18 protein-coding genes and 1 pseudogene are annotated in these 18,166 nt (G+C 35.4%); 9 read left to right on the top strand and 10 right to left on the bottom strand.

Annotated elements, in window-relative coordinates:
- Positions 1-7: 7 nt before the first annotated feature.
- The 5 genes and pseudogenes from QMG60_RS14635 to QMG60_RS14615 form a co-directional block, all read right to left on the bottom strand.
- A complete protein-coding gene (locus tag QMG60_RS14635; protein ID WP_057118204.1) occupies positions 8-586 on the bottom strand; it encodes a Crp/Fnr family transcriptional regulator in 579 nt (192 codons plus the stop codon).
- 178 nt (positions 587-764) lie between these two features.
- Entirely contained in the window at positions 765-1,787 is a 1,023-nt protein-coding gene (locus tag QMG60_RS14630; protein ID WP_134141481.1) for an LLM class flavin-dependent oxidoreductase, read from the bottom strand.
- 125 nt (positions 1,788-1,912) lie between these two features.
- Positions 1,913-2,840 (bottom strand): annotated as a pseudogene (locus tag QMG60_RS14625) (NAD-dependent epimerase/dehydratase family protein).
- Between the two features lie 24 nt (positions 2,841-2,864).
- Positions 2,865-3,578, bottom strand: coding sequence for a type 1 glutamine amidotransferase domain-containing protein (locus tag QMG60_RS14620; RefSeq protein WP_281865410.1), 714 nt, complete (start codon positions 3,576-3,578; stop codon positions 2,865-2,867).
- Between the two features lie 123 nt (positions 3,579-3,701).
- Positions 3,702-5,096: an MFS transporter gene (locus QMG60_RS14615; protein WP_281865409.1), complete on the bottom strand. Its 1,395-nt coding sequence runs from the start codon at positions 5,094-5,096 to the stop codon at positions 3,702-3,704.
- A gap of 254 nt (positions 5,097-5,350) precedes the next feature.
- Here QMG60_RS14615 and QMG60_RS14610 point away from each other — a divergent pair, with 254 nt between their 5' ends.
- The 4 genes from QMG60_RS14610 to QMG60_RS14595 all read left to right on the top strand — a co-directional run bounded on the left by QMG60_RS14610 (position 5,351) and on the right by QMG60_RS14595 (position 7,619).
- The gene (locus QMG60_RS14610; RefSeq protein ID WP_134141489.1) at positions 5,351-5,578 is read left to right on the top strand and encodes a hypothetical protein; all 228 of its coding nucleotides are present in this window, start codon (positions 5,351-5,353) and stop codon (positions 5,576-5,578) included.
- Positions 5,579-5,605: 27 nt separating this feature from the next.
- Complete coding sequence (locus QMG60_RS14605) at positions 5,606-5,992, top strand: hypothetical protein (protein WP_281865408.1); 387 nt, start codon at positions 5,606-5,608, stop codon at positions 5,990-5,992.
- A 209-nt stretch (positions 5,993-6,201) separates the two neighbouring features.
- On the top strand, positions 6,202-6,870 hold the full coding sequence (locus QMG60_RS14600; RefSeq protein WP_057118211.1) for an SRPBCC family protein: 669 nt from the start codon (positions 6,202-6,204) through the stop codon (positions 6,868-6,870).
- An 8-nt stretch (positions 6,871-6,878) separates the two neighbouring features.
- Positions 6,879-7,619: a transporter gene (locus tag QMG60_RS14595; RefSeq protein ID WP_281865407.1), complete on the top strand. Its 741-nt coding sequence runs from the start codon at positions 6,879-6,881 to the stop codon at positions 7,617-7,619.
- 166 nt (positions 7,620-7,785) lie between these two features.
- Here QMG60_RS14595 and QMG60_RS14590 read toward each other — a convergent pair whose 3' ends face one another.
- On the bottom strand, positions 7,786-8,364 hold the full coding sequence (locus tag QMG60_RS14590; protein ID WP_281865406.1) for an NAD(P)H-dependent oxidoreductase: 579 nt from the start codon (positions 8,362-8,364) through the stop codon (positions 7,786-7,788).
- Between the two features lie 298 nt (positions 8,365-8,662).
- Here QMG60_RS14590 and QMG60_RS14585 point away from each other — a divergent pair, with 298 nt between their 5' ends.
- The 3 genes from QMG60_RS14585 (at position 8,663) to QMG60_RS14575 (ending at position 10,757) form a co-directional block, all read left to right on the top strand.
- Positions 8,663-9,667, top strand: a complete 1,005-nt coding sequence (locus tag QMG60_RS14585) for an SDR family oxidoreductase (protein WP_281865405.1) — start codon at positions 8,663-8,665, stop codon at positions 9,665-9,667.
- Between the two features lie 136 nt (positions 9,668-9,803).
- Positions 9,804-10,316 carry a YetF domain-containing protein gene (locus tag QMG60_RS14580; RefSeq protein ID WP_281865404.1) on the top strand — a complete coding sequence of 171 codons (513 nt, stop codon included), beginning with the start codon at positions 9,804-9,806 and terminating at the stop codon, positions 10,314-10,316.
- Positions 10,317-10,481: 165 nt separating this feature from the next.
- Entirely contained in the window at positions 10,482-10,757 is a 276-nt protein-coding gene (locus QMG60_RS14575; protein ID WP_281865403.1) for a hypothetical protein, read from the top strand.
- 79 nt (positions 10,758-10,836) lie between these two features.
- On the opposite strand, the gene QMG60_RS14570 is transcribed toward QMG60_RS14575, so the two are convergent.
- From QMG60_RS14570 to QMG60_RS14555, 4 genes are all read right to left on the bottom strand, one after another.
- Positions 10,837-12,231 carry an aldehyde dehydrogenase family protein gene (locus tag QMG60_RS14570; RefSeq protein WP_281865402.1) on the bottom strand — a complete coding sequence of 465 codons (1,395 nt, stop codon included), beginning with the start codon at positions 12,229-12,231 and terminating at the stop codon, positions 10,837-10,839.
- A gap of 128 nt (positions 12,232-12,359) precedes the next feature.
- Positions 12,360-12,665 carry a putative quinol monooxygenase gene (locus QMG60_RS14565; RefSeq protein WP_281865401.1) on the bottom strand — a complete coding sequence of 102 codons (306 nt, stop codon included), beginning with the start codon at positions 12,663-12,665 and terminating at the stop codon, positions 12,360-12,362.
- 90 nt (positions 12,666-12,755) lie between these two features.
- Positions 12,756-13,526, bottom strand: coding sequence for a type 1 glutamine amidotransferase domain-containing protein (locus tag QMG60_RS14560; RefSeq protein ID WP_208326197.1), 771 nt, complete (start codon positions 13,524-13,526; stop codon positions 12,756-12,758).
- A 128-nt stretch (positions 13,527-13,654) separates the two neighbouring features.
- Positions 13,655-14,224 (bottom strand): Crp/Fnr family transcriptional regulator, encoded by a 570-nt coding sequence (locus QMG60_RS14555; RefSeq protein ID WP_281865400.1) that lies wholly within the window; start codon positions 14,222-14,224, stop codon positions 13,655-13,657.
- Between the two features lie 258 nt (positions 14,225-14,482).
- On the opposite strand from QMG60_RS14555, the gene QMG60_RS14550 reads away from it, so the two are divergent.
- Entirely contained in the window at positions 14,483-15,163 is a 681-nt protein-coding gene (locus tag QMG60_RS14550) for a metal-dependent hydrolase (protein ID WP_281865399.1), read from the top strand.
- A gap of 194 nt (positions 15,164-15,357) precedes the next feature.
- Positions 15,358-18,135, top strand: coding sequence for an aconitate hydratase AcnA (gene acnA / locus QMG60_RS14545; protein ID WP_281865398.1), 2,778 nt, complete (start codon positions 15,358-15,360; stop codon positions 18,133-18,135).
- The last annotated feature ends 31 nt before the right edge of the window (positions 18,136-18,166 follow it).

The following is an 18,166-nucleotide window of genomic DNA, read 5'->3' as shown; positions in this document are numbered from 1 at the left end:
TATAATATTATTTTTTTGCCGTTTGTTTTCGTATTCGGCTTAAGGTTTCTGGTGTCATGCCCAGATAAGAAGCAATCATGGTTTGAGGAATTCGTGATGCAAATCCCGGGTATTTCGTTATAAAATTTAGATACTTTTCTTCTGCCGTAAAACTAAGTGATGCCTGAATTCTGTTTTGTGCGGCTATAAAGCTTTTTTGTAATATGGCATTCACCATATTATTAAAGGCTGGAATTTCCCTGCAAAGCATTTCAAAATTTTCATGGGTAAACAATACGAGTTCACTGTCTTCAATGGCATCTATATTGAAACGGGACGGTTGTTGAAACATTAAACTTTCTCTATCGCCTGTCCACCAGTTCTCAATGCTGAAACTATTAATGTGTTCACTTCCTTTTTCATCAACCGAATAAGTACGAAGGCAGCCTTGTGTTATAAAAGCATCATATTTCCAGATATCTCCTTCTTGAAGCAGATATTGTCTTTTACGAAGTTTTTTAATAATGGCAAAGGATTGTATATAATCTGATTCTGATTGGGTCAGTGTGGTTTTGTCGTCCAGATATTTTTGGAATATTTCATACATAGACTGTAAATTTATATAAATAGCAGGTTATGCACAAATTTTTCCAATTTACGTTGGTAAAAATCTAACTAAAAATAATACATCGCGAGTCATGCATAGCACTTGTCACAATAAAAATAAGTTCAAAAAAAAGCCCTCTAATAATAAATTAGAGGACTTCAAATTATTTTGAAAAGATTTAACGCCAGCCGAGCGCTGGTGCAATATGTTCTAATATAGAAGACAATATATGTACATTGTAATCAACGCCTAATGTGTTGGGTATTGTGAGTAACAAGGTGTCGGCTTCTTGAATAGCTTCATCTTGAGCTAACTCGGCAATAAGTTTATCTGGTTCTGCAGCATAACTCTTTCCGAAGATTGCTCGCTTATCACTTTCGATATAACCAAAACTGTCGGCCGCTTTACCTTGATCTCCAAAGTAATATTTGTCCTGATCGTTGACCAATGCAAAAATAGAACGGCTTACGGAAACTCTTGGTTCGCGTTGATGTCCAGCTTTTTTCCAAGCTTCCTTATACAACCTGATTTGTTCTGCCTGCTGAATGTGAAAAGGTTTTCCATTCTCATCATACTTCAGAGTAGAACTTTGCAGGTGCATTCCATTTTCAGCCGCCCAAACAGCAGTTGCATTAGAGGCCGCTCCCCACCAGATACGCTCTCGTAATCCTTCAGAATGCGGTTCTAGACGTAATAATCCTGGCGGATTTGGAAACATTGGAGTTGGATTCGGATCTGCAAATCCTTCTCCGTTAAGTCTTTCTAAAAATTCCAAAGCTTTTTGGCGTCCCATATCGGCATCTGTTTCACCTGCTAAAGGTTCATAACCAAAAGCGCGCCATCCGTCAATAACTTGTTCTGGTGATCCTCTGCTTATTCCTAATTGTAAACGTCCTTCTGAAATCAAGTCTGCAGCACCGGCATCTTCCACCATATAAAGTGGATTCTCATAGCGCATGTCTATCACTCCTGTCCCAATCTCTATCTTGCTAGTTTTAGCTCCAATGGCTGCAAGTAATGGAAAAGGTGATGCTAATTGTCGTGCAAAATGATGTACCCGAAAATAAGCGCCATCTAAACCGATTTCTTCTGCAGCAACGGCCAGATCAATAGACTGAAGTAATGTATCGCTTGCCGTACGAGCTTGATAGGAAGGATGATTGGCCCAATGACCAAACGATAAAAATCCTATTTTCTTCATAGATAGCTTTACTATTAATTATAATTCCAAATATACGCATCATTATTGGAGTCACCATTATTAAAGCCAAATAAACCAATCAAAGAATTTAGCGTTTCAATTCTAAAAATGATGCAATGAAGTTATTACTGCTGTTCATTTTTTATTTGTTGAATGCCTTGTTCATAAGTCGTAACTTGAAAATCTGGGAAACGCTTTTTAAATTTAGAATCATCAAATAAATTGTCATATTTATACCTTGGAAGCAATTCCTGTAGTTCTTTCAGTCTTTTATTGAATATCGCCCCAATCTTAAAAACAAATTCTGATATAACTGAATATTTTAATTCCTTTCCGTAGATTTTTGAAGCCAGTGCAATAAATTGCTTATAGTTTAACTTATTGTCATCAATCGGTAAATGCCAGGTCTGTCCATAGGCATCTGGAGTATTGCCAATTAAAGCTGTTGCACGGCTTGCATCTGGTGTCCAGATTAAACTTCTTAATGTATTGTCTCTTAAAAGGACTTTCAATTTTTTATCTTGTTTGATATTATTAAAAATCAAAGTATTGGTTATGCTCTGTGTTTTTGCAGGTCCCGTAAAATTCAGGTGCGCGGCAAATAACGGCGGTCAATTCGCCTGATTTTATTTCATTTAAAACCATTTCGGCCATTTCTTTTCGTACTTTTCCTTTTCTTCCAACGGGATCAAAAACAGTCTCTTCAGTTAGCAGGCGATTATCCTGTGGATACATGTAAGTATTATCAAAAAAGACCAATTTTGTCTGGTTGATTTTACAAGCATCAATAACGTTTCTTGTAATAAGCAAAAATTGCTTTTCCCATAAATCAGAATTCATTGGAAGACCCAAAGTAAAATAAGCTATCTCAGTATCTTTTAAAGCTTCAACTGCCTTTTCTTTGATAGTTAAATCTGCAGAAAACACTGTATCTGTGTCATTTACTTTTTTAGCATCTCGGCTAACAATTCGAATATCTGAAGTAAAATTTCTTTTTAATTCTCTTGCCAGCTCTTCTCCTATTTGTCCGCTGGCTCCTAAAATGGTCTGCATAATTTTTGCTTATTAATTTAACCGTTAATTGCTTTTGCTTGTATTGCTTTCATTTAATTCCTGCATAACCACTTTTGCCATTTTTTTGGAACTAAAAGGATTTTGACCTGTAATTAAATTGCCATCAACAACTACCTTTGAAGTCATAGGAATAAAGGCTTTTGTATAATTGGAACCTCTTTCTTTTAAAGCGGCTTCAAGATTAAAGGGAACTTTCTTTTTTCTTCCCGCAAGACTTTCTTCAAACCAGTTAAATCCAGTTATCTTTTTACCTTTTATCAAATAATCTCCATTAGAAAGTTTAACATTCAAAAATCCGCTCACGCCATGACAAATACCTGCCACTTTTTTATTGCTTTCATAATGGCTAAGAATGATGTTCTGCAAAGTGATGTCGTTAGGGAAATCATACATTGTTCCGTGACCGCCGGCTAAATAAACACAATCAAACTGTTGATTGGCTATTTCGCTTAAGCTTTTGGTATGTTTTAATTTTTCCCTGAAAAGTGTATCTGACCAATATTTTTTTGAAATTTCATCTAAAACCAATGGTTTCAGACTTTCGGGATCTATTGGAGTATCTCCTCCTTTTGGACTTGCAATGGTAATGTCCAGACCTTTTTCTTTTGCCTGATCATAAATATGGGTAAGTTCACTGAGCCATAATCCAGTCGGCAGATTGCCTCCTTCGTACTTATTGGTCCCAGTTACAATAATTAATAACTTTAAAGTATTCATATAATATCGTTTTAAGTCATATAAAGTTCAGACATACCTTAAATTGATTGTAACTCAATCAATTTAATTTGTAACATAATCTCCTACTGGCAAAATTTAAGTTTATTATTGAAATCAATAAAATCAATTATAAGCTTCTCCGTCTGTTTTGCTCAATCTAGAGAATGTTATACTAGATAATATCGTAAAAATAGCCAAGGTTATAAAGGTATATTGAAAAGCATGAGTTGAATCCATTTCGAACATACCAGATTGAAACAAGGACAACACAAGACTTGCCACCGATACCCCAAAACTAACTGATAATTGCTGCATAATAACCAGCATGGTATTACCACCGCTGGCAGTATCCTTATCCAGATCGGCAAGGGTTATGGTATTCATTGCAGACATTTGTATAGAGGTAAAAACGCCGTAAAAAACCATTAGAATAATATAATATCCAATAGGAGTATCTTTTTCTACAAAGCCCAGTACGATTAATATAATTCCGAGCATAATTGTATTACTGATTAATACAGTTCTATATCCCATAAATTTTATAATGCGAACCATAAAAGGTTTGATTGCGACATTAGCCAAAGCTGATGGTAAAAGCAAAAGACCAGATACAGAGGCTGAATACCCAAAACTTGTCTGCAACATCAAAGGCAGTAAAAGAGGCAGTCCTCCTATTCCTAACCTTGTTATTAAACTACCTGTTAGTCCTATTTTTAGCGTTCTTATATTTAGAAGACGAAGATCAATAATTGGTTTTTCTGTTCTTTTGTAATGAATGAAATAAAATACAGAAAGCAATCCTGCAAGAAATAACAAGCCCATAATAAGCATAATGTGTATACGTCCTCTACCCAGGAGTTCTAAAACCATGGTAATCAATATCAGCGCAAGGCTGAAATAGATCAATCCTCTAAAATCAAACCTGCCCACGGCATGCTTAAAATTCGGCATAATTCGATAAGCCATTGAGATTCCAATGAGTCCGATTGGCACATTTACCAGAAATATCCAATGCCAGGAAAAATTATCAGATAGAAATCCGCCCAGACTCGGCCCCACCACCATACCCAGCAGTCCAAATATAGTTATAAAGTTCATCGTTTTTAAAAGTTCTTTCTTGGGATATTGATATAAAATGGCAAGTCGGGCTACAGGAACCATCATCGACGCGCCTATAGCCTGAACAACTCTTGAAAGATTGAAAGTCGTTAAATCAACTGATAATGCACAAAGCAGCGAACCTGTTACAAATAACCCCACAGCAATCATAAACATAGTTCGTGTTCCAAATTTATCAGCAAGCCAACCGGATAAAGGAATAAACATCGCCAATGTAAGTGTGTAAGTTACTATCACAGAATGCATTTGCGCGGGAGAATATGCCATATCGCGTGCAATAGAAGGAAGTGATGTATTTAAAATTGTACCGTCAAGGGACTGAATAAACATTGCCACAGCTGTAACCCATGGCAGAAGATGCACAGCATTCTTCTCTTTTTGCTCTGTTTTATTTATCATATCGTAAAGGAAATCCGAATTTGAATTACACTCTGTAAGTGCAGTTTTAAGTTTTATTACAATCAAATATAAGGATAACAGTTAATTTTTATCTTTCATTTAAATCATTAAATATTACAGAATTTTTAAAATTTATTTTTTCAATTTTTGTGGCCCTGCATGTTAATTTGATAACAAATCAAACTTTTCTTGTAAATAAATTTTATAGTTATGATCTAATTTTAGAATATTAAAAATTTAAAAATTAGACAGTTATGGAAACTACAAAAAATACCAACAGCGAAGATCTTCAAAAATGTCCTTACCATGCAATGTTAAATAGTCAAGGTAATGATAAAAATCCAGAAGAACATGTAAATACTGGTGATTGGGAAGATGGACGTGATGAAGACGGCACAGATCCAAATCGTTACGAAGAAGAAGGCGGAAATAACAATTCTGGCGGAGCAGGAAGTACAGGAAGTGCCGCAACAAACAGTTAATAGATTTTAAACTTAAAAAACAATATTATGATCACAGATGACAACAGAAATTATGATCAGAACAATCGTAATTTCACTTGGAATAATGAAAATACCACTGATCCATACCAACAAGAACGAATTGGTGATGAAGACTCACAGCAAGAGCAGTTTTTAGAGGCTAATCAATCTGACAATGATTATTTGGATAATGAATTCTCGAATGCACTAGAAAGAGATGATCAAGATGATCTTGACGAAGATTTCGATGACAGCGAATTAGAGGAAGATGATTTGGAAGAAGATGATTTAGACGATGAAGACGATGATATTGATCCTGATGATTTGGACGATGATCTTGTAGAAGATTATGACGAAAATGATCGTGAGCCTGAGCCTGAAACTTTTGCCGATGATAGTCTTAAAGTAGACTAACAATTTAAACTTTATTAGAGTTAAAACATGCAAAACCTCACCATTTTCATAAAAACTTAAAAGCCCTTTTTTATATAAAGGGCTTTTTTTTTATAAGCTATACTAATTCATACTCAAACAAATTGTATAAGAAAATTCGGGAATACTATAAGAAAAAACGAGCATCCGAAGCTTACTTTTATTACACTGAAAATTTAAAAATTTAAAATATGGAAACTAACGCATTAACACATAAAAAAGGAAGCTCATCAAAAGGAAATGCCAATGTATCAACAATTGAGCGTATTCTTATGATTACAAGCGGATCATATCTTTTATATAAAGGTCTTTCGCAGGAAAAGAAAAGTATTGCGCAAATTACTTCGGGCGGCGCTATGCTGGCTCGTGGAATTAGCGGGTACTGCCCAATTTACAGCGCTATTGATCATATAAAAAATGACAAAGGCTCTAATGTAAATATCAGAACAGAGGTAACGATCAATAAACCGATCAGCGAAGTTTATGCTTTTTGGCGTAATTTAGAAAATCTGCCAAAATTTATGAAGCACCTAGAATCTGTTAAAACTATTAACAGCACCCAGTCTGAGTGGACAGCAAAAGGACCTGCTGGTATTGGTTCGCTGACTTGGAAAGCCGAAATCATTAAAGATCAAAAGCAAAAACTTCTAAGCTGGCAGTCAATTGAGGGCGCGCCTGTAAAAAACTTTGGAAAAGTACTTTTTAAAGCCGTGGGAGACGCTACTCAAATTGAAATTACGATTTCTTACCGCGCCCCGCTAGGTATTGCTGGACAAGGAGCTGCAAAACTTTTAAATCCAATATTTGAGAAACTGGTGCATGACGATATCAGTGGTCTTAAAGCATATCTTGAATCATAACATTAAGGATGAAAAAAATTAAAAAATTATTGACTGCCGGTCTATTTTGTTTTACCTGCATTGCTGAAGCACAGCAAATACAAACAGACAGGCCTAATGAAACCGAAAGTCCGGCAGTCATTACAACGCGTCATATTCAGATTGAAAGCGGATTTTCTTTTGAAAAAGAAGATGATGACAAAACATTTGAAGTTCCAAATGCTATTTTTCGATACGGAGTTTTTAAAAATGCTGAAATCAGAATTGAAAGTGCTTTTAAAATAGACCATCAAGAGCAAGAACAGCACTCCGGAATAGAACCATTAATTGTGGGCGCAAAATATCACATCGCTAATCATAAAGGATTAATTCCTGATCTTGCTTTACTAGCACGAGTAAGAATTCCGTGGCTGGCTGATAATGCTTTTCAGGAACCCAAATATAGTCCTGAAATCCGTATGCTGGCGCAGCATGAACTGTCTAAATCTTCACATCTTGGTTACAATATGGGAGTAAAATGGCTGGCCGAAACTGCTCATCCAGAATACATATATACCTTATCTGCAGATCACGCGCTGACTAAAAAGATAAAACTAGTAGCAGAAGCTTATGGTTATGCCGAATCTCACCATCATGCTCAAAATACTGCCGATATTGCGGTATTATATGTCCTTCAGAAAAACATGCAGCTGGATATTATGGCTGGCTCTAACATTATGCATTCACCTCAACAAAAATTCGTAGAAATTGGATTGTCTTATAAATTATAAATCTAAAGGTTATGACAAATTTGAATCATAAAAATAACAGTTCTAGTTCCAGAACTTCTGATAAAAAATCAGCAGTAAAACCGGTATCCTTTCGTACTAATGAAAAGTTTAGCAGTGAGATCAAAAAATCTGTATTACCTGGAAATATCTCTTTGTAATTCTTTATTTATTTTACAGCTTTTGCTAAAGATTCTGCCATTGACTTCGCATCTTTTGCATAATTACGGTGATAATAATTAAGAAGCTGTGTTTTGGTCTTCTTTGTACCTTTTGCATGTCCTTCCCATATTACACCGAGAGATGAATACGGTGGAAGTGTTACACCAATGCTGCAGAAAAAATTAGCAATATTTCCCGTTACATGTTCTACTCCGTCAGAATCTCCAGTTATAACAACTCCTCCAATTTTACCATCGAGTGGTGAATCTTCTCCAGCAAGTATTTTATCATACACCTCATCTAAACGTTCTATACATCTTTGTAATTCCGAAGAATGACTATTCCACCACAGTGGAGTTGCAAAAAGCAAAATCTGTGCTTCAGTTATTTTTTGATATATTGACGGCCAGTCATCTTTTACATCCATGTGAGTGTAAGTACCCGGAACGATATGATGATCGGCAAGTTTAATTACTTCATAATCTATATTTTGTTTCTCAAGATATGTGCCGAGAAATTCGACAAGAGTTTCGGTATTTGATCTTCCTTTCTTTTTAAGTGTACCTAAGAGTATAATCGCTTTCATATAATCGTTTTTTTTAATTAAAGTTCTAATTAGCATACATAAGTAAAAATTTGTCTCTGCTGAACTTAATTAAAATTACTCATCGTTTATTTTAGACCGTTACATAATATCTGGCAACATTTACAGCATTTATTGATTTAATTTTCATTAATAAAATCATCATAACTATTAGTAAACCAGACACTAACGTATTATATATCTACAATATAATCTTAAAATTCTATAAGAGTATCCTTTCTACATTTTCTAATTTTAATTGGAATTTTAAATAAAAAGTAAATTTTTAAATCTAAATATTATGGATGTTAAAAACACAATGTCGCGCCGTTCAGCCTTAACAGGTATGGGGGCGGTACTTGCCACGGCAGCAATTAACCCTGTGCTTGCCAGCAGTCTCAATGATGCTGGTGTCCACATAGTAAACGGACCGGAAGATCCTACTACAAAATATCCGAGACCGTCATTTAAGGAACAATCGCAACCATGGCCGGGACTTGTCAGTAAAATGGATCCGAGGCCCGATCACGGCGAGAAAAGTTATAAAGGAACTGGCCGTTTAAAAGGCCGTAAAGCACTAATAACTGGAGGTGATTCTGGAATGGGAAGAGCTGCTGCAATAGCGTATGCAAGAGAAGGTGCTGATGTAGCTATAAATTATTTTCCAACTGAAGAAGAAGACGCCAGAGAAGTAATCCAGCTGATTAAGGCTGAAGGAAGAAAAGCCGTTGCAATACCTGGAGATTTACGCGATGAAGCATTTTGCAAATCACTCGTAGAAAAAGCTGTAAAAGAACTCGGCGGACTTGACATTGTAGTAAACAATGCTGCTCGTCAGCAGACAAATGCTTCAATTCTAGATATTTCTACAGAAGAATTTGACTGGACAATGAAAACTAATATTTATGCTCCATTTTGGATTATTAAAGCTGCTCTGCCTCATTTACAAGCAGGTGCTTCGATAATAGGAACAAGTTCAGTTCAGGCTTATGCGCCTAGTGAAGATTTATACGATTATGCTCAGACAAAAGCAGCTACTACCAACTATATCAAATCGCTGGCTAAACAACTTGGCCCAAAAGGCATAAGAGTTAATGGAGTTGCACCCGGACCAATATGGACACCGCTTCAAGTGAGTGGCGGCGCAACAATGGAAAAACTTAAAGAATTTGGATCACAAACTCCTATGGGAAGACCTGGACAGCCAGTTGAACTTGCTTCCATTTATGTACAGCTTGCTGCTAATGATGCTAGTTATGCAACTGGACAGATTTATGGTGCAAGCGGCGGTGAAGGAAATCCATAAATAAAAATGACGCACTAATCTTTTCAAAATGTACAGCAATAGAAAACAGATTGATTTAAAACCTCTGTAATTACCATTACGGAGGTTTCGTTTATTTGGAAAGCAACAATTATCTACAACCATTAATACTAAGAATATGGAACAAGTTTTTTTTAAAGATTGGATCAGTATAGGACATGTTATAATTGCTACTATTATTGCATTCATTACTTTATTTTTCTTCCTGAGAATTTCAGGAAAGCGAACCTTAGCAAAACTCAATGCCTTTGATTTTGTCGTTACTGTTGCTCTGGGTTCTACTCTATCGTATATGATGCTGGCAATGGTTCCACTGGTTGAAGGAGCTCTTGTCTTATTTTTGATTATCATCTTACAATATATTTTTGCACGAACAGCTCGTTCCTCAAAAAAAATGGAAAGACTTATAAATGCCGTACCCAGCTTAATATTTTATGATGGAAAATTTATAGAAAAAACTATGGAGAAAGAAGCCATAACAAAAGCGGAAATATTTTCTACAATCAGAAATTCAGGAATTGACCAGATCGAAGAAGTTAAAGCAATTGTAATGGAACTTAACGGACAGATTACTGTTGTAAGAAAATCAAATGGTAATGGAAACAGTTCGTTAGATGATATTATGTCTTAGTCGTTTTACATTTCATCATCTTGATTATTTTTCATCTCGTATATGAGAATTTGACAATGGTTTGCGCAAATTATATAAAACCTTCAGCATTTAAAAATCTTACTTTTAATAATAGTTAATTGGAAAATTAGCGAATAAGTAAGCTATTAATTTAAACTGATATATATGAAATCCGAGAATTACTTTTATGCGTCTGATGACTTTGCAGGCGATATGACATCTTATGAAGAACAATTGTTGTTAAATTATGATGATTATCTTGAAGGAGGTTTTGCAAATAACTTGACAGCCAGCGGCCATTATAATTTAGTGCTTGGAGATTTGGAAGAAGATCTTGAAGAAGATTTCGATTCAGAATATGACGAAAATGACTGGGAAGAAGAAGAACCAAATGAAGATGAGAGCGATAAAGATCCTGGAACTTTTATAATGAAAAGCTAAGACTCGATTACGATTACCCATAAAAAAAATAGTAACAGATCTAATTTTGTTACTATTTTTTTTATGAATTTATTTAAAATTATAAATATTTGCTTTTAAAAACAGTCAGTTTTTCTCTTGTCATATCATTAATAGTATAAGAGATTCCTCCCATTCCTAAACCAGAAGCATCTCTTCCGCCAAAAGGCATCCAATCTACTCTAAAAGCTGTATTGTCATTTACCATAACGGCAGTTGCATTTAATTTTTTAGCGGCATCCAAAGCAATGTCTAAGTTTTTAGTAAAAACTGCAGCTTGAAAATGTACGTCTAAAGCGTTTGCTTTTTTTATCGCCTCTTCCCTATTGGTAAAAGGATATATACATACCACTGGACCAAAGATTTCATTTGTTGAAACCTTAGAATCTTCTGATGGGTTAAATAATACTGTTGGCTCAAAACAAGTATCAGAAATACGTTTTCCTCCTGCAATTAATTTTGCGCCTTCTTGAATCGCTTCGTTAACCCATTCTTCAACACGACTAAGTTCTTTTGGAGTAATAAGTGAGCCAACATCTGTCTTTTCATTAAACGGGTTTCCAACAACTAATTTATTGGTTGCTTCAGCAAACTGTTCCACAAAACGATCGCAAATCTCCTGATTGACATATATTTTCTGAACCGATACACAAACTTGACCTGCATGGTAAAATCCTCCTTTTACCAAATCTGGAATCATTGTGCTAAAATCGGCATCACTTTCTACAATTACAGGCGCCGCTCCGCCATGCTCTAAGGCACATCTTGTTCCATGCGGTAATTTGCTTTTAAGATGCCAGCCTACTTTTGCTGAACCAATAAAGGTCAGAAAATGAACTCTAGAATCTGTAACTAACAATTCTGCTGTTTCATTATCACATAATACTACTTGAACCCATTCTTCTGGTAAACCGGCTTCTTTTAAAATATCAGCCAAGGCAAGACCAGACAAAGGTGTATTGCTTGACGGTTTAAAAATAACCGGGCAACCAGCGGCAACAGCAGTCGCAATTTGATGCACAGCCAAATTTAATGGATGATTAAAAGCACTTACTGCAGCCACAACTCCAATTGGTTCTTTAGAAGTAAAAGCAATCCTGTTTACAGAAGCTTCAGTAAGTCCCATTGGGATTTGTTCTCCTTTTATCTGCGATATGTGTTCAGTTGCTAATTTTACTCCTTTAATGGCTCTAAGTATTTCTGCTTTCGAATCTTTATAGGGTTTTCCGCCTTCGCTTATCGCCAAATGAATTAGTTCTTCGCTTCTTTCATTCATTATTGAAGCGGTTTTTTCTAATATTTCGATTCTTTTAAAAGCTGGAATCCAATTAGATTGATCATTGAATAAATTTTGAGCGGTATTCAATATCTTTTCAATATCATTTTTATTAATGAGCGGCAGTTCTTTAACCAGACTTTGATCGTAGGGAAATATTATTTTTGTGGTGTTTTCCATAATGCTTTTTTTAAATAGGTAATTTTAAAAAATCATGCTTTTATTCTAAGTCATTCTTCATGATTTGTTCCTTTAAATTTAGTCAAATTATCAGGGATTACAATACCTTTTGTTCACAATATTATAAATTAATATTGCAAAGGTGTTGCCAAAAGAATTTCTCTAGTATCTAATAAAGGGACAATTTTACCCAAGACGAAGTCTTGAAAATGAGCTGAATTTCTATGTTCTGCAACTGCAGCTTCATTAGTATATCCTTCAAATAATACGATTGTATTAGCATCTGAATTGCTTTGATGAATTTTATAAAACAAATTACCTTCTTCTTTTATACTTTCAGCATGTACCGTTTTTAGTAATTCTAAAACATTTTCAAGCTGACCTTCTTTAACTTTCCATGTAGCAAAAACATGAACTGGATTTTGATTTTCCATTTTGATATATTTTTATAATTATTTTAAAATTTTAAAAGTGAAATTATACTGACCTTCCACATTTTGAAGAAGGTCAATACAATTAAGCAATTACTTTTTAGAATTTTCTAAAATAGTAATCATTTTTTCTGCTACGCCTTTCGCGGAAGCAGGATTTTGACCAGTAACCAAATTACCATCTGCAATACTGTGAGCTGACCATACTGCTGCAGCATGGAATTTTGCTCCTTGTTTTGTTAATGCTGTTTCTAATAAAAACGGTACATCTGCAATAGCGTAACCTTTTTCTTCTTCATCTGTAAAAGAAGTGATATTTTTTCCATTTACGAGATAAGAGCCATTGCTTAGTTTTACATTTAGTAAAGATACGGGACCGTGACATACTGCTCCTACAACTGCATTGCGTTCGTAGGTTTCTTTAATCACCTTTTTTAGCAATTCGTTTTCCGGCATATCCACCATTGGAGCTAATCCGCCAGGAACAAAAACAGCGTCGTATTTACTCACCTCTACAGTAGAAAGTTTAACCGCCTTCTGCATCGTCTCCCATCCTTTTCCTGTTAGAAAAGCAAGATTATCAGGATCATTTGCCAAATTAAGAGCATCTAAATACGGAGTCTCTCCAGTTAAGCTTGCAAAATCAATTTGATAATTTGCTTTTTCAAATTCGGCATAAGGATGTGCTACTTCTGGAAGAAATGTTCCAGTTCTTCTGTTATTTGGTCCAATTGCATTGGCATTAGACACAATAATTAAAATTTTCTTGTTCATTTTTGTTTCGTTTTTAAAAGTTGTTTTTTGATTTTGTGCATAAGAAGAAAAAAAGGCAAGTGCCATTGATGCGATCATAAGTCTTTTCATTTCTATAATTTTTAGGTTGTTAATGAATTATTTATAGGGCAAATTTATGCCAGCTCTCTTCCTCAATACGAGGAGAAAAGTCACAAAAAAAGTGTGATCGAAATCACACTTTGAGAATTAAACAGCTGTTATTTGTTATTGGAGTAAAGCCTGCTGAGGGTTTCGCGGCTGACCCCGAGATATTCTGCAATATATTTTTTTGGAATTTTTTGAATGAGATTTGGATAAAGAGCCGCAAATTCTGTATATCGCTGCTGCGGATTATTAGAAAGCAATGAAATAACTCTTTGCTGTAGTGCAATATATCCTTTGGTAAGTTTTACTCTAAAAAAATGTTCCATTTTATGAAGTATGACAGAAAGTTGTTCTCTGCCTTCAAGTGTAAGGCATAAAACTTCTCCCGGCTCCATACAAACCACATACATGTTGGCCTGCTTTTGGTTGAAGTATGCAATATAATCAGACATCCACCAGTTTTCTGTTGCAAATTGTACGATGTGTTCCTTTCCATCTTCATTGAGATAAAAAACCCTGAATATGCCGCTCATAATAATATATTCATATTTTGCCTCATCTCCCTGCTGAATCAAATATTGATTTTTTAATACTCTTCTGATCGTAAAAAAGGGTTTAATTGATTCAAACTCCTCGTCAGTAATCGGAATAATTTCCTCAATATGTTTTCTCAGCTTTTCCATAGTTTGTTTTTACCTTTTCAAAGATAGAAGAAATATTTTGGTGGAAAAGAGCCACGACCTTCAAAACGGCAAAGTGTTTAGCTAGTGCTCTTTGGTAGCATATAATTTTGTAAATTTGAGATAAACCAATTTAAAAGAAAAATACTGCTGCAAAATATTTTTCGCCTTTTTCTAATTTTCTATTCGATTTAGCGGCACATTACTTGAATAATAATTTTGTCAATTATTCTAATTATCAATTTATTAATCTTATTTATTATGAAAGTAACTTACTACGGGCATTCTTGTTTTTCTGTATTCACCAATGGAAAGCATATTCTTTTTGATCCTTTTATCACACCCAATGAACTTGCTAAAGATGTAGATGTAAATGCCATAAAAGCAGATTATATATTTATTTCTCATGCACATTATTACCATATTCAAGATGTTGAACTTATTGCCAAAAATACTGGAGCCAAAGTGCTTGGTAATTTTGAAATATATAACTGGCTTTTAAAAAAAGGAATTGAAAATTCGCATCCAATTAATCCCGGAGGACAATATGATTTTGATTTTGGAACTGTAAAATGCGTAATTGCACAACACTCCAGCAGTTTTAGTGACGGCTCTTACGGCGGTATTGCCAGCGGTTTTGTACTGACTACTGCTGAAGGAAATTTTTACTATAGTGGAGATACTGCCCTGACTCTCGACATGCAGCTGATCCCTAAATTTACACCGCTTGATTTTGCTGTTTTTCCAATTGGAGATGGACTTACTATGGGCATAGAAGAAGCTGTTGAGGCTTCAAAATTAGTTGGCGTCACTAAAATTTTAGGTGTTCATTACGATACTTTCGGCTTTATTGTAATGGATCATCAAAAGGCATTTGACAAATTTAAAAATGCTGGATTACAACTTTATCTTCCAGAAATAGGCAGCACAATCGAGTTATAATTATCTATTTTCTGCGAGTGCATTTTTTATATTTCGCAAAAAACAGATTTTTTTTAGCGAAATTTAAGAAACGATTTAATAAAGCATAAACCATAGACTGTTTGGAAATAAATAATTAAATTTAATAACTGAACAAATTAGACAAAACACATCAAGACTAAGTCCAATACTTACTAATTTAAATAACATCGAGTATGCAGAACGACATTTATAATATTAAAAGGCAGTTAAAAACCCAAAGCGGTGAATTTTCATATTACAGTCTTACTGAAATGCAGCAACAAGGATTTAATATCGAAAAAATGCCTTTTTCAATTCGGATTCTTTTAGAAAATGTACTGCGAAATTTTGATGATTTTGCCATTACCAGAGAAAATATTGAAACCATTCTAAACTGGAAACCTGAAGCTTCAGACAAAGATATTCCTTTTAAACCTGCCAGGGTTTTGATGCAGGATTTTACGGGAGTTCCTGCAGTTGTTGATCTTGCATCGCTTCGTGCTGAAGCTTCTAGAAAAGGAAAAAACTCTGAAGCGATTAATCCGTTGATTCCTGTTGATCTTGTAATCGATCACTCTGTTCAGGTTGATTATTTCGGAACAGAATATTCCTATCAGCGTAATATGGATGAGGAATACAAGCGTAACAGCGAACGCTATGAGTTTTTAAAATGGGCACAGCAGTCTTTTACAAATTTTAATGTGGTTCCTCCAGGAATGGGTATCTGCCATCAGGTTAACTTGGAATATCTTTCAAAAGGTGTAATCGAACGCGATGGAGAAGTTTTTCCTGATACGCTCGTGGGAACTGACAGCCATACCCCTATGGTTAATGGAATTGGGGTTATTGCTTGGGGCGTCGGCGGTATTGAAGCTGAAGCGGCAATTCTAGGGCAGCCTGTATATTTTATTATGCCAGAAGTTATCGGACTTAAGCTTAGTGGCAAAATTCCGTTGGGATCAACTTCTACAGATATGGTTTTAACCATTGCGGAACTTCTTAGAAAATATGGCGTAGTAGGAAAATTTGTTGAGGTATTTGGACCAGGTCTTGACAGTTTGAGCGTACCAGATCGCGCAACTATCGGAAATATGTCGCCAGAATTTGGATGTACGGTTTCTTATTTTCCAATTGATCAGAAGACTTTAGAATATATGCGACTCAGTAACCGTTCAGAAGAACAGATAAGCCTAGTAGAAGACTATTGCAAAGCAAACATGCTCTGGCGAACAGGAAATGAATCTATAAATTATACTGACGTAATTGAACTCGATCTTTCTACCATAGAACCTACAATTGCAGGCCCAAAAAGACCACAGGACAAAATTTTACTTAAAAATTTACAGCCCTCTTTTGTTGATATACTTGATAAAAGTTTTGGCAGAAAATATAAAAAATCTGAAAAACAAGTTTCGAGATGGTTTGCTGAAGGAGGATCGCAGCCAACAATTACAAGCAGTGCACCTCTTCCAGATGAAACAATAATTCAAGAAAAAACAGAAAACGGAAGCATCAGTGTAGAAGTTTCTCTTGGATCTGAACAATTTACACTTTCTGATGGCGCAGTTGCCATAGCTGCAATTACTTCCTGTACCAATACATCCAATCCTTTTGTAATGATTGGAGCGGGATTGATAGCCAAAAAAGCACGTGAAAGAGGCATCGACACTAAATCTTGGGTAAAAACTTCGCTTGCACCAGGCTCTAAAGTAGTAACAGATTACTTGATAAAAGCTGACCTTTTGAAAGATCTAGAAGCTCTTAAATTTCATGTAGCAGGTTATGGCTGTACGTCTTGCATAGGGAATTCCGGTCCGCTTCCGCCTCATGTGGCAAAAGCGGCAGAAGATTATGATCTTGTACTTGCTTCTGTTCTTTCTGGAAATAGAAACTTTGAAGCGAGAATACATCCGCAGGTCAAAATGAACTTTTTAATGTCTCCAATGCTCGTAGTGATCTTTGCTATTGCAGGAAGAGTTGATATTGATTTGTTAAATGAGCCTATTACATATGATTCTAATCTACTGCCTGTTTACCTCAAAGATTTATGGCCTCAAGATGACGAAATTAATACAGTATTGAGAGAAGTACTGTCTCCAAAACAATTTCAGCAATGTTATGAATCAATTTTTGAAGGCAATTCAATATGGCAGCAGCTTCCTATTCCAGAACAAAAAAATTACCGCTGGGATGAGAATTCAACATACATAAAGGAAGCGCCATTCTTTAAAAATCTTCCTGAAAATCCAAAACCGCTGCAAGACATTTCAAATGCTCGAACATTGTTGGTTTTGGGAGACAGCATAACCACCGATCATATTTCTCCGGCTGGTTCCTTTAAAGAAAATTCTGCTGCAGGCGCCTACCTGGTGAGCCGCGGTGTTGAAAAAAGTGATTTTAATTCCTACGGTTCACGAAGAGGTCATGACGAAGTGATGATACGAGGAACTTTTGCCAATGTCCGTATCAAAAATGCACTTGCTGATCATGAAGGAGGTTTTACGAAATTCCTTCCCACAGGAGAAGAAATGAATATTTATGAGGCTTCTATTAAATACAGGGAAGCTCAAACACCTTTAATTATTCTTGCAGGAAAAGAATACGGAAGCGGTTCATCTAGAGATTGGGCAGCAAAAGGTACTTTCCTGCTCGGCGTAAAAGCGGTACTGGCAGAAAGTTATGAAAGAATTCATCGAAGCAATCTCGTTGGTATGGGCGTTCTTCCGCTGCAGTACAAAAATGGAGAAAACGCAGCAGTGCTTGGACTTACAGGTAAAGAATACTTTACTATAACTGGAATTGCAGAGGATATAATTCCTTTGAAAGAGCTCGACGTTACTGCTGTTAAAGAGAACGGAGAAGTATTAAATTTTAAGGTAATTGCAAGACTCGATTCAAAAATAGAAATTGAATACTATAGAAATGAGGGTATACTTCAATATGTTTTAAGACAATTTCTTCAAAAAGCGTAATTGAAAAAATTAAAGCGGGACTGCGAAAAGA

It is taken from the genome of Flavobacterium sp. GSB-24, assembly GCF_027924665.1.
Lineage (GTDB): Bacteria > Bacteroidota > Bacteroidia > Flavobacteriales > Flavobacteriaceae > Flavobacterium.
The sequence above is the reverse complement of the archived record's forward strand: the minus strand, read 5'-3'. Positions and strand labels throughout refer to the sequence as shown.

Bases quoted from the DNA above. Each gene is read 5' to 3' on its own strand.
- QMG60_RS14555 (WP_281865400.1), bottom strand. From the start codon at position 14,224: ATGGAAAAGCTGAGAAAACATATTGAGGAAATTATTCCGATTACTGAC.
- QMG60_RS14600 (WP_057118211.1), top strand. From the start codon at position 6,202: ATGGAAACTAACGCATTAACACATAAAAAAGGAAGCTCATCAAAAGGA.
- QMG60_RS14565 (WP_281865401.1), bottom strand. From the start codon at position 12,665: ATGGAAAATCAAAATCCAGTTCATGTTTTTGCTACATGGAAAGTTAAA.
- acnA (WP_281865398.1), top strand. From the start codon at position 15,358: ATGCAGAACGACATTTATAATATTAAAAGGCAGTTAAAAACCCAAAGC.
- QMG60_RS14585 (WP_281865405.1), top strand. From the start codon at position 8,663: ATGGATGTTAAAAACACAATGTCGCGCCGTTCAGCCTTAACAGGTATG.
- QMG60_RS14550 (WP_281865399.1), top strand. From the start codon at position 14,483: ATGAAAGTAACTTACTACGGGCATTCTTGTTTTTCTGTATTCACCAAT.
- QMG60_RS14575 (WP_281865403.1), top strand. From the start codon at position 10,482: ATGAAATCCGAGAATTACTTTTATGCGTCTGATGACTTTGCAGGCGAT.
- QMG60_RS14615 (WP_281865409.1), bottom strand. From the start codon at position 5,096: ATGATAAATAAAACAGAGCAAAAAGAGAAGAATGCTGTGCATCTTCTG.
- QMG60_RS14610 (WP_134141489.1), top strand. From the start codon at position 5,351: ATGGAAACTACAAAAAATACCAACAGCGAAGATCTTCAAAAATGTCCT.
- QMG60_RS14560 (WP_208326197.1), bottom strand. From the start codon at position 13,526: ATGAAAAGACTTATGATCGCATCAATGGCACTTGCCTTTTTTTCTTCT.
- QMG60_RS14595 (WP_281865407.1), top strand. From the start codon at position 6,879: ATGAAAAAAATTAAAAAATTATTGACTGCCGGTCTATTTTGTTTTACC.
- QMG60_RS14580 (WP_281865404.1), top strand. From the start codon at position 9,804: ATGGAACAAGTTTTTTTTAAAGATTGGATCAGTATAGGACATGTTATA.
- QMG60_RS14630 (WP_134141481.1), bottom strand. From the start codon at position 1,787: ATGAAGAAAATAGGATTTTTATCGTTTGGTCATTGGGCCAATCATCCT.
- QMG60_RS14590 (WP_281865406.1), bottom strand. From the start codon at position 8,364: ATGAAAGCGATTATACTCTTAGGTACACTTAAAAAGAAAGGAAGATCA.
- QMG60_RS14570 (WP_281865402.1), bottom strand. From the start codon at position 12,231: ATGGAAAACACCACAAAAATAATATTTCCCTACGATCAAAGTCTGGTT.
- QMG60_RS14635 (WP_057118204.1), bottom strand. From the start codon at position 586: ATGTATGAAATATTCCAAAAATATCTGGACGACAAAACCACACTGACC.
- QMG60_RS14605 (WP_281865408.1), top strand. From the start codon at position 5,606: ATGATCACAGATGACAACAGAAATTATGATCAGAACAATCGTAATTTC.
- QMG60_RS14620 (WP_281865410.1), bottom strand. From the start codon at position 3,578: ATGAATACTTTAAAGTTATTAATTATTGTAACTGGGACCAATAAGTAC.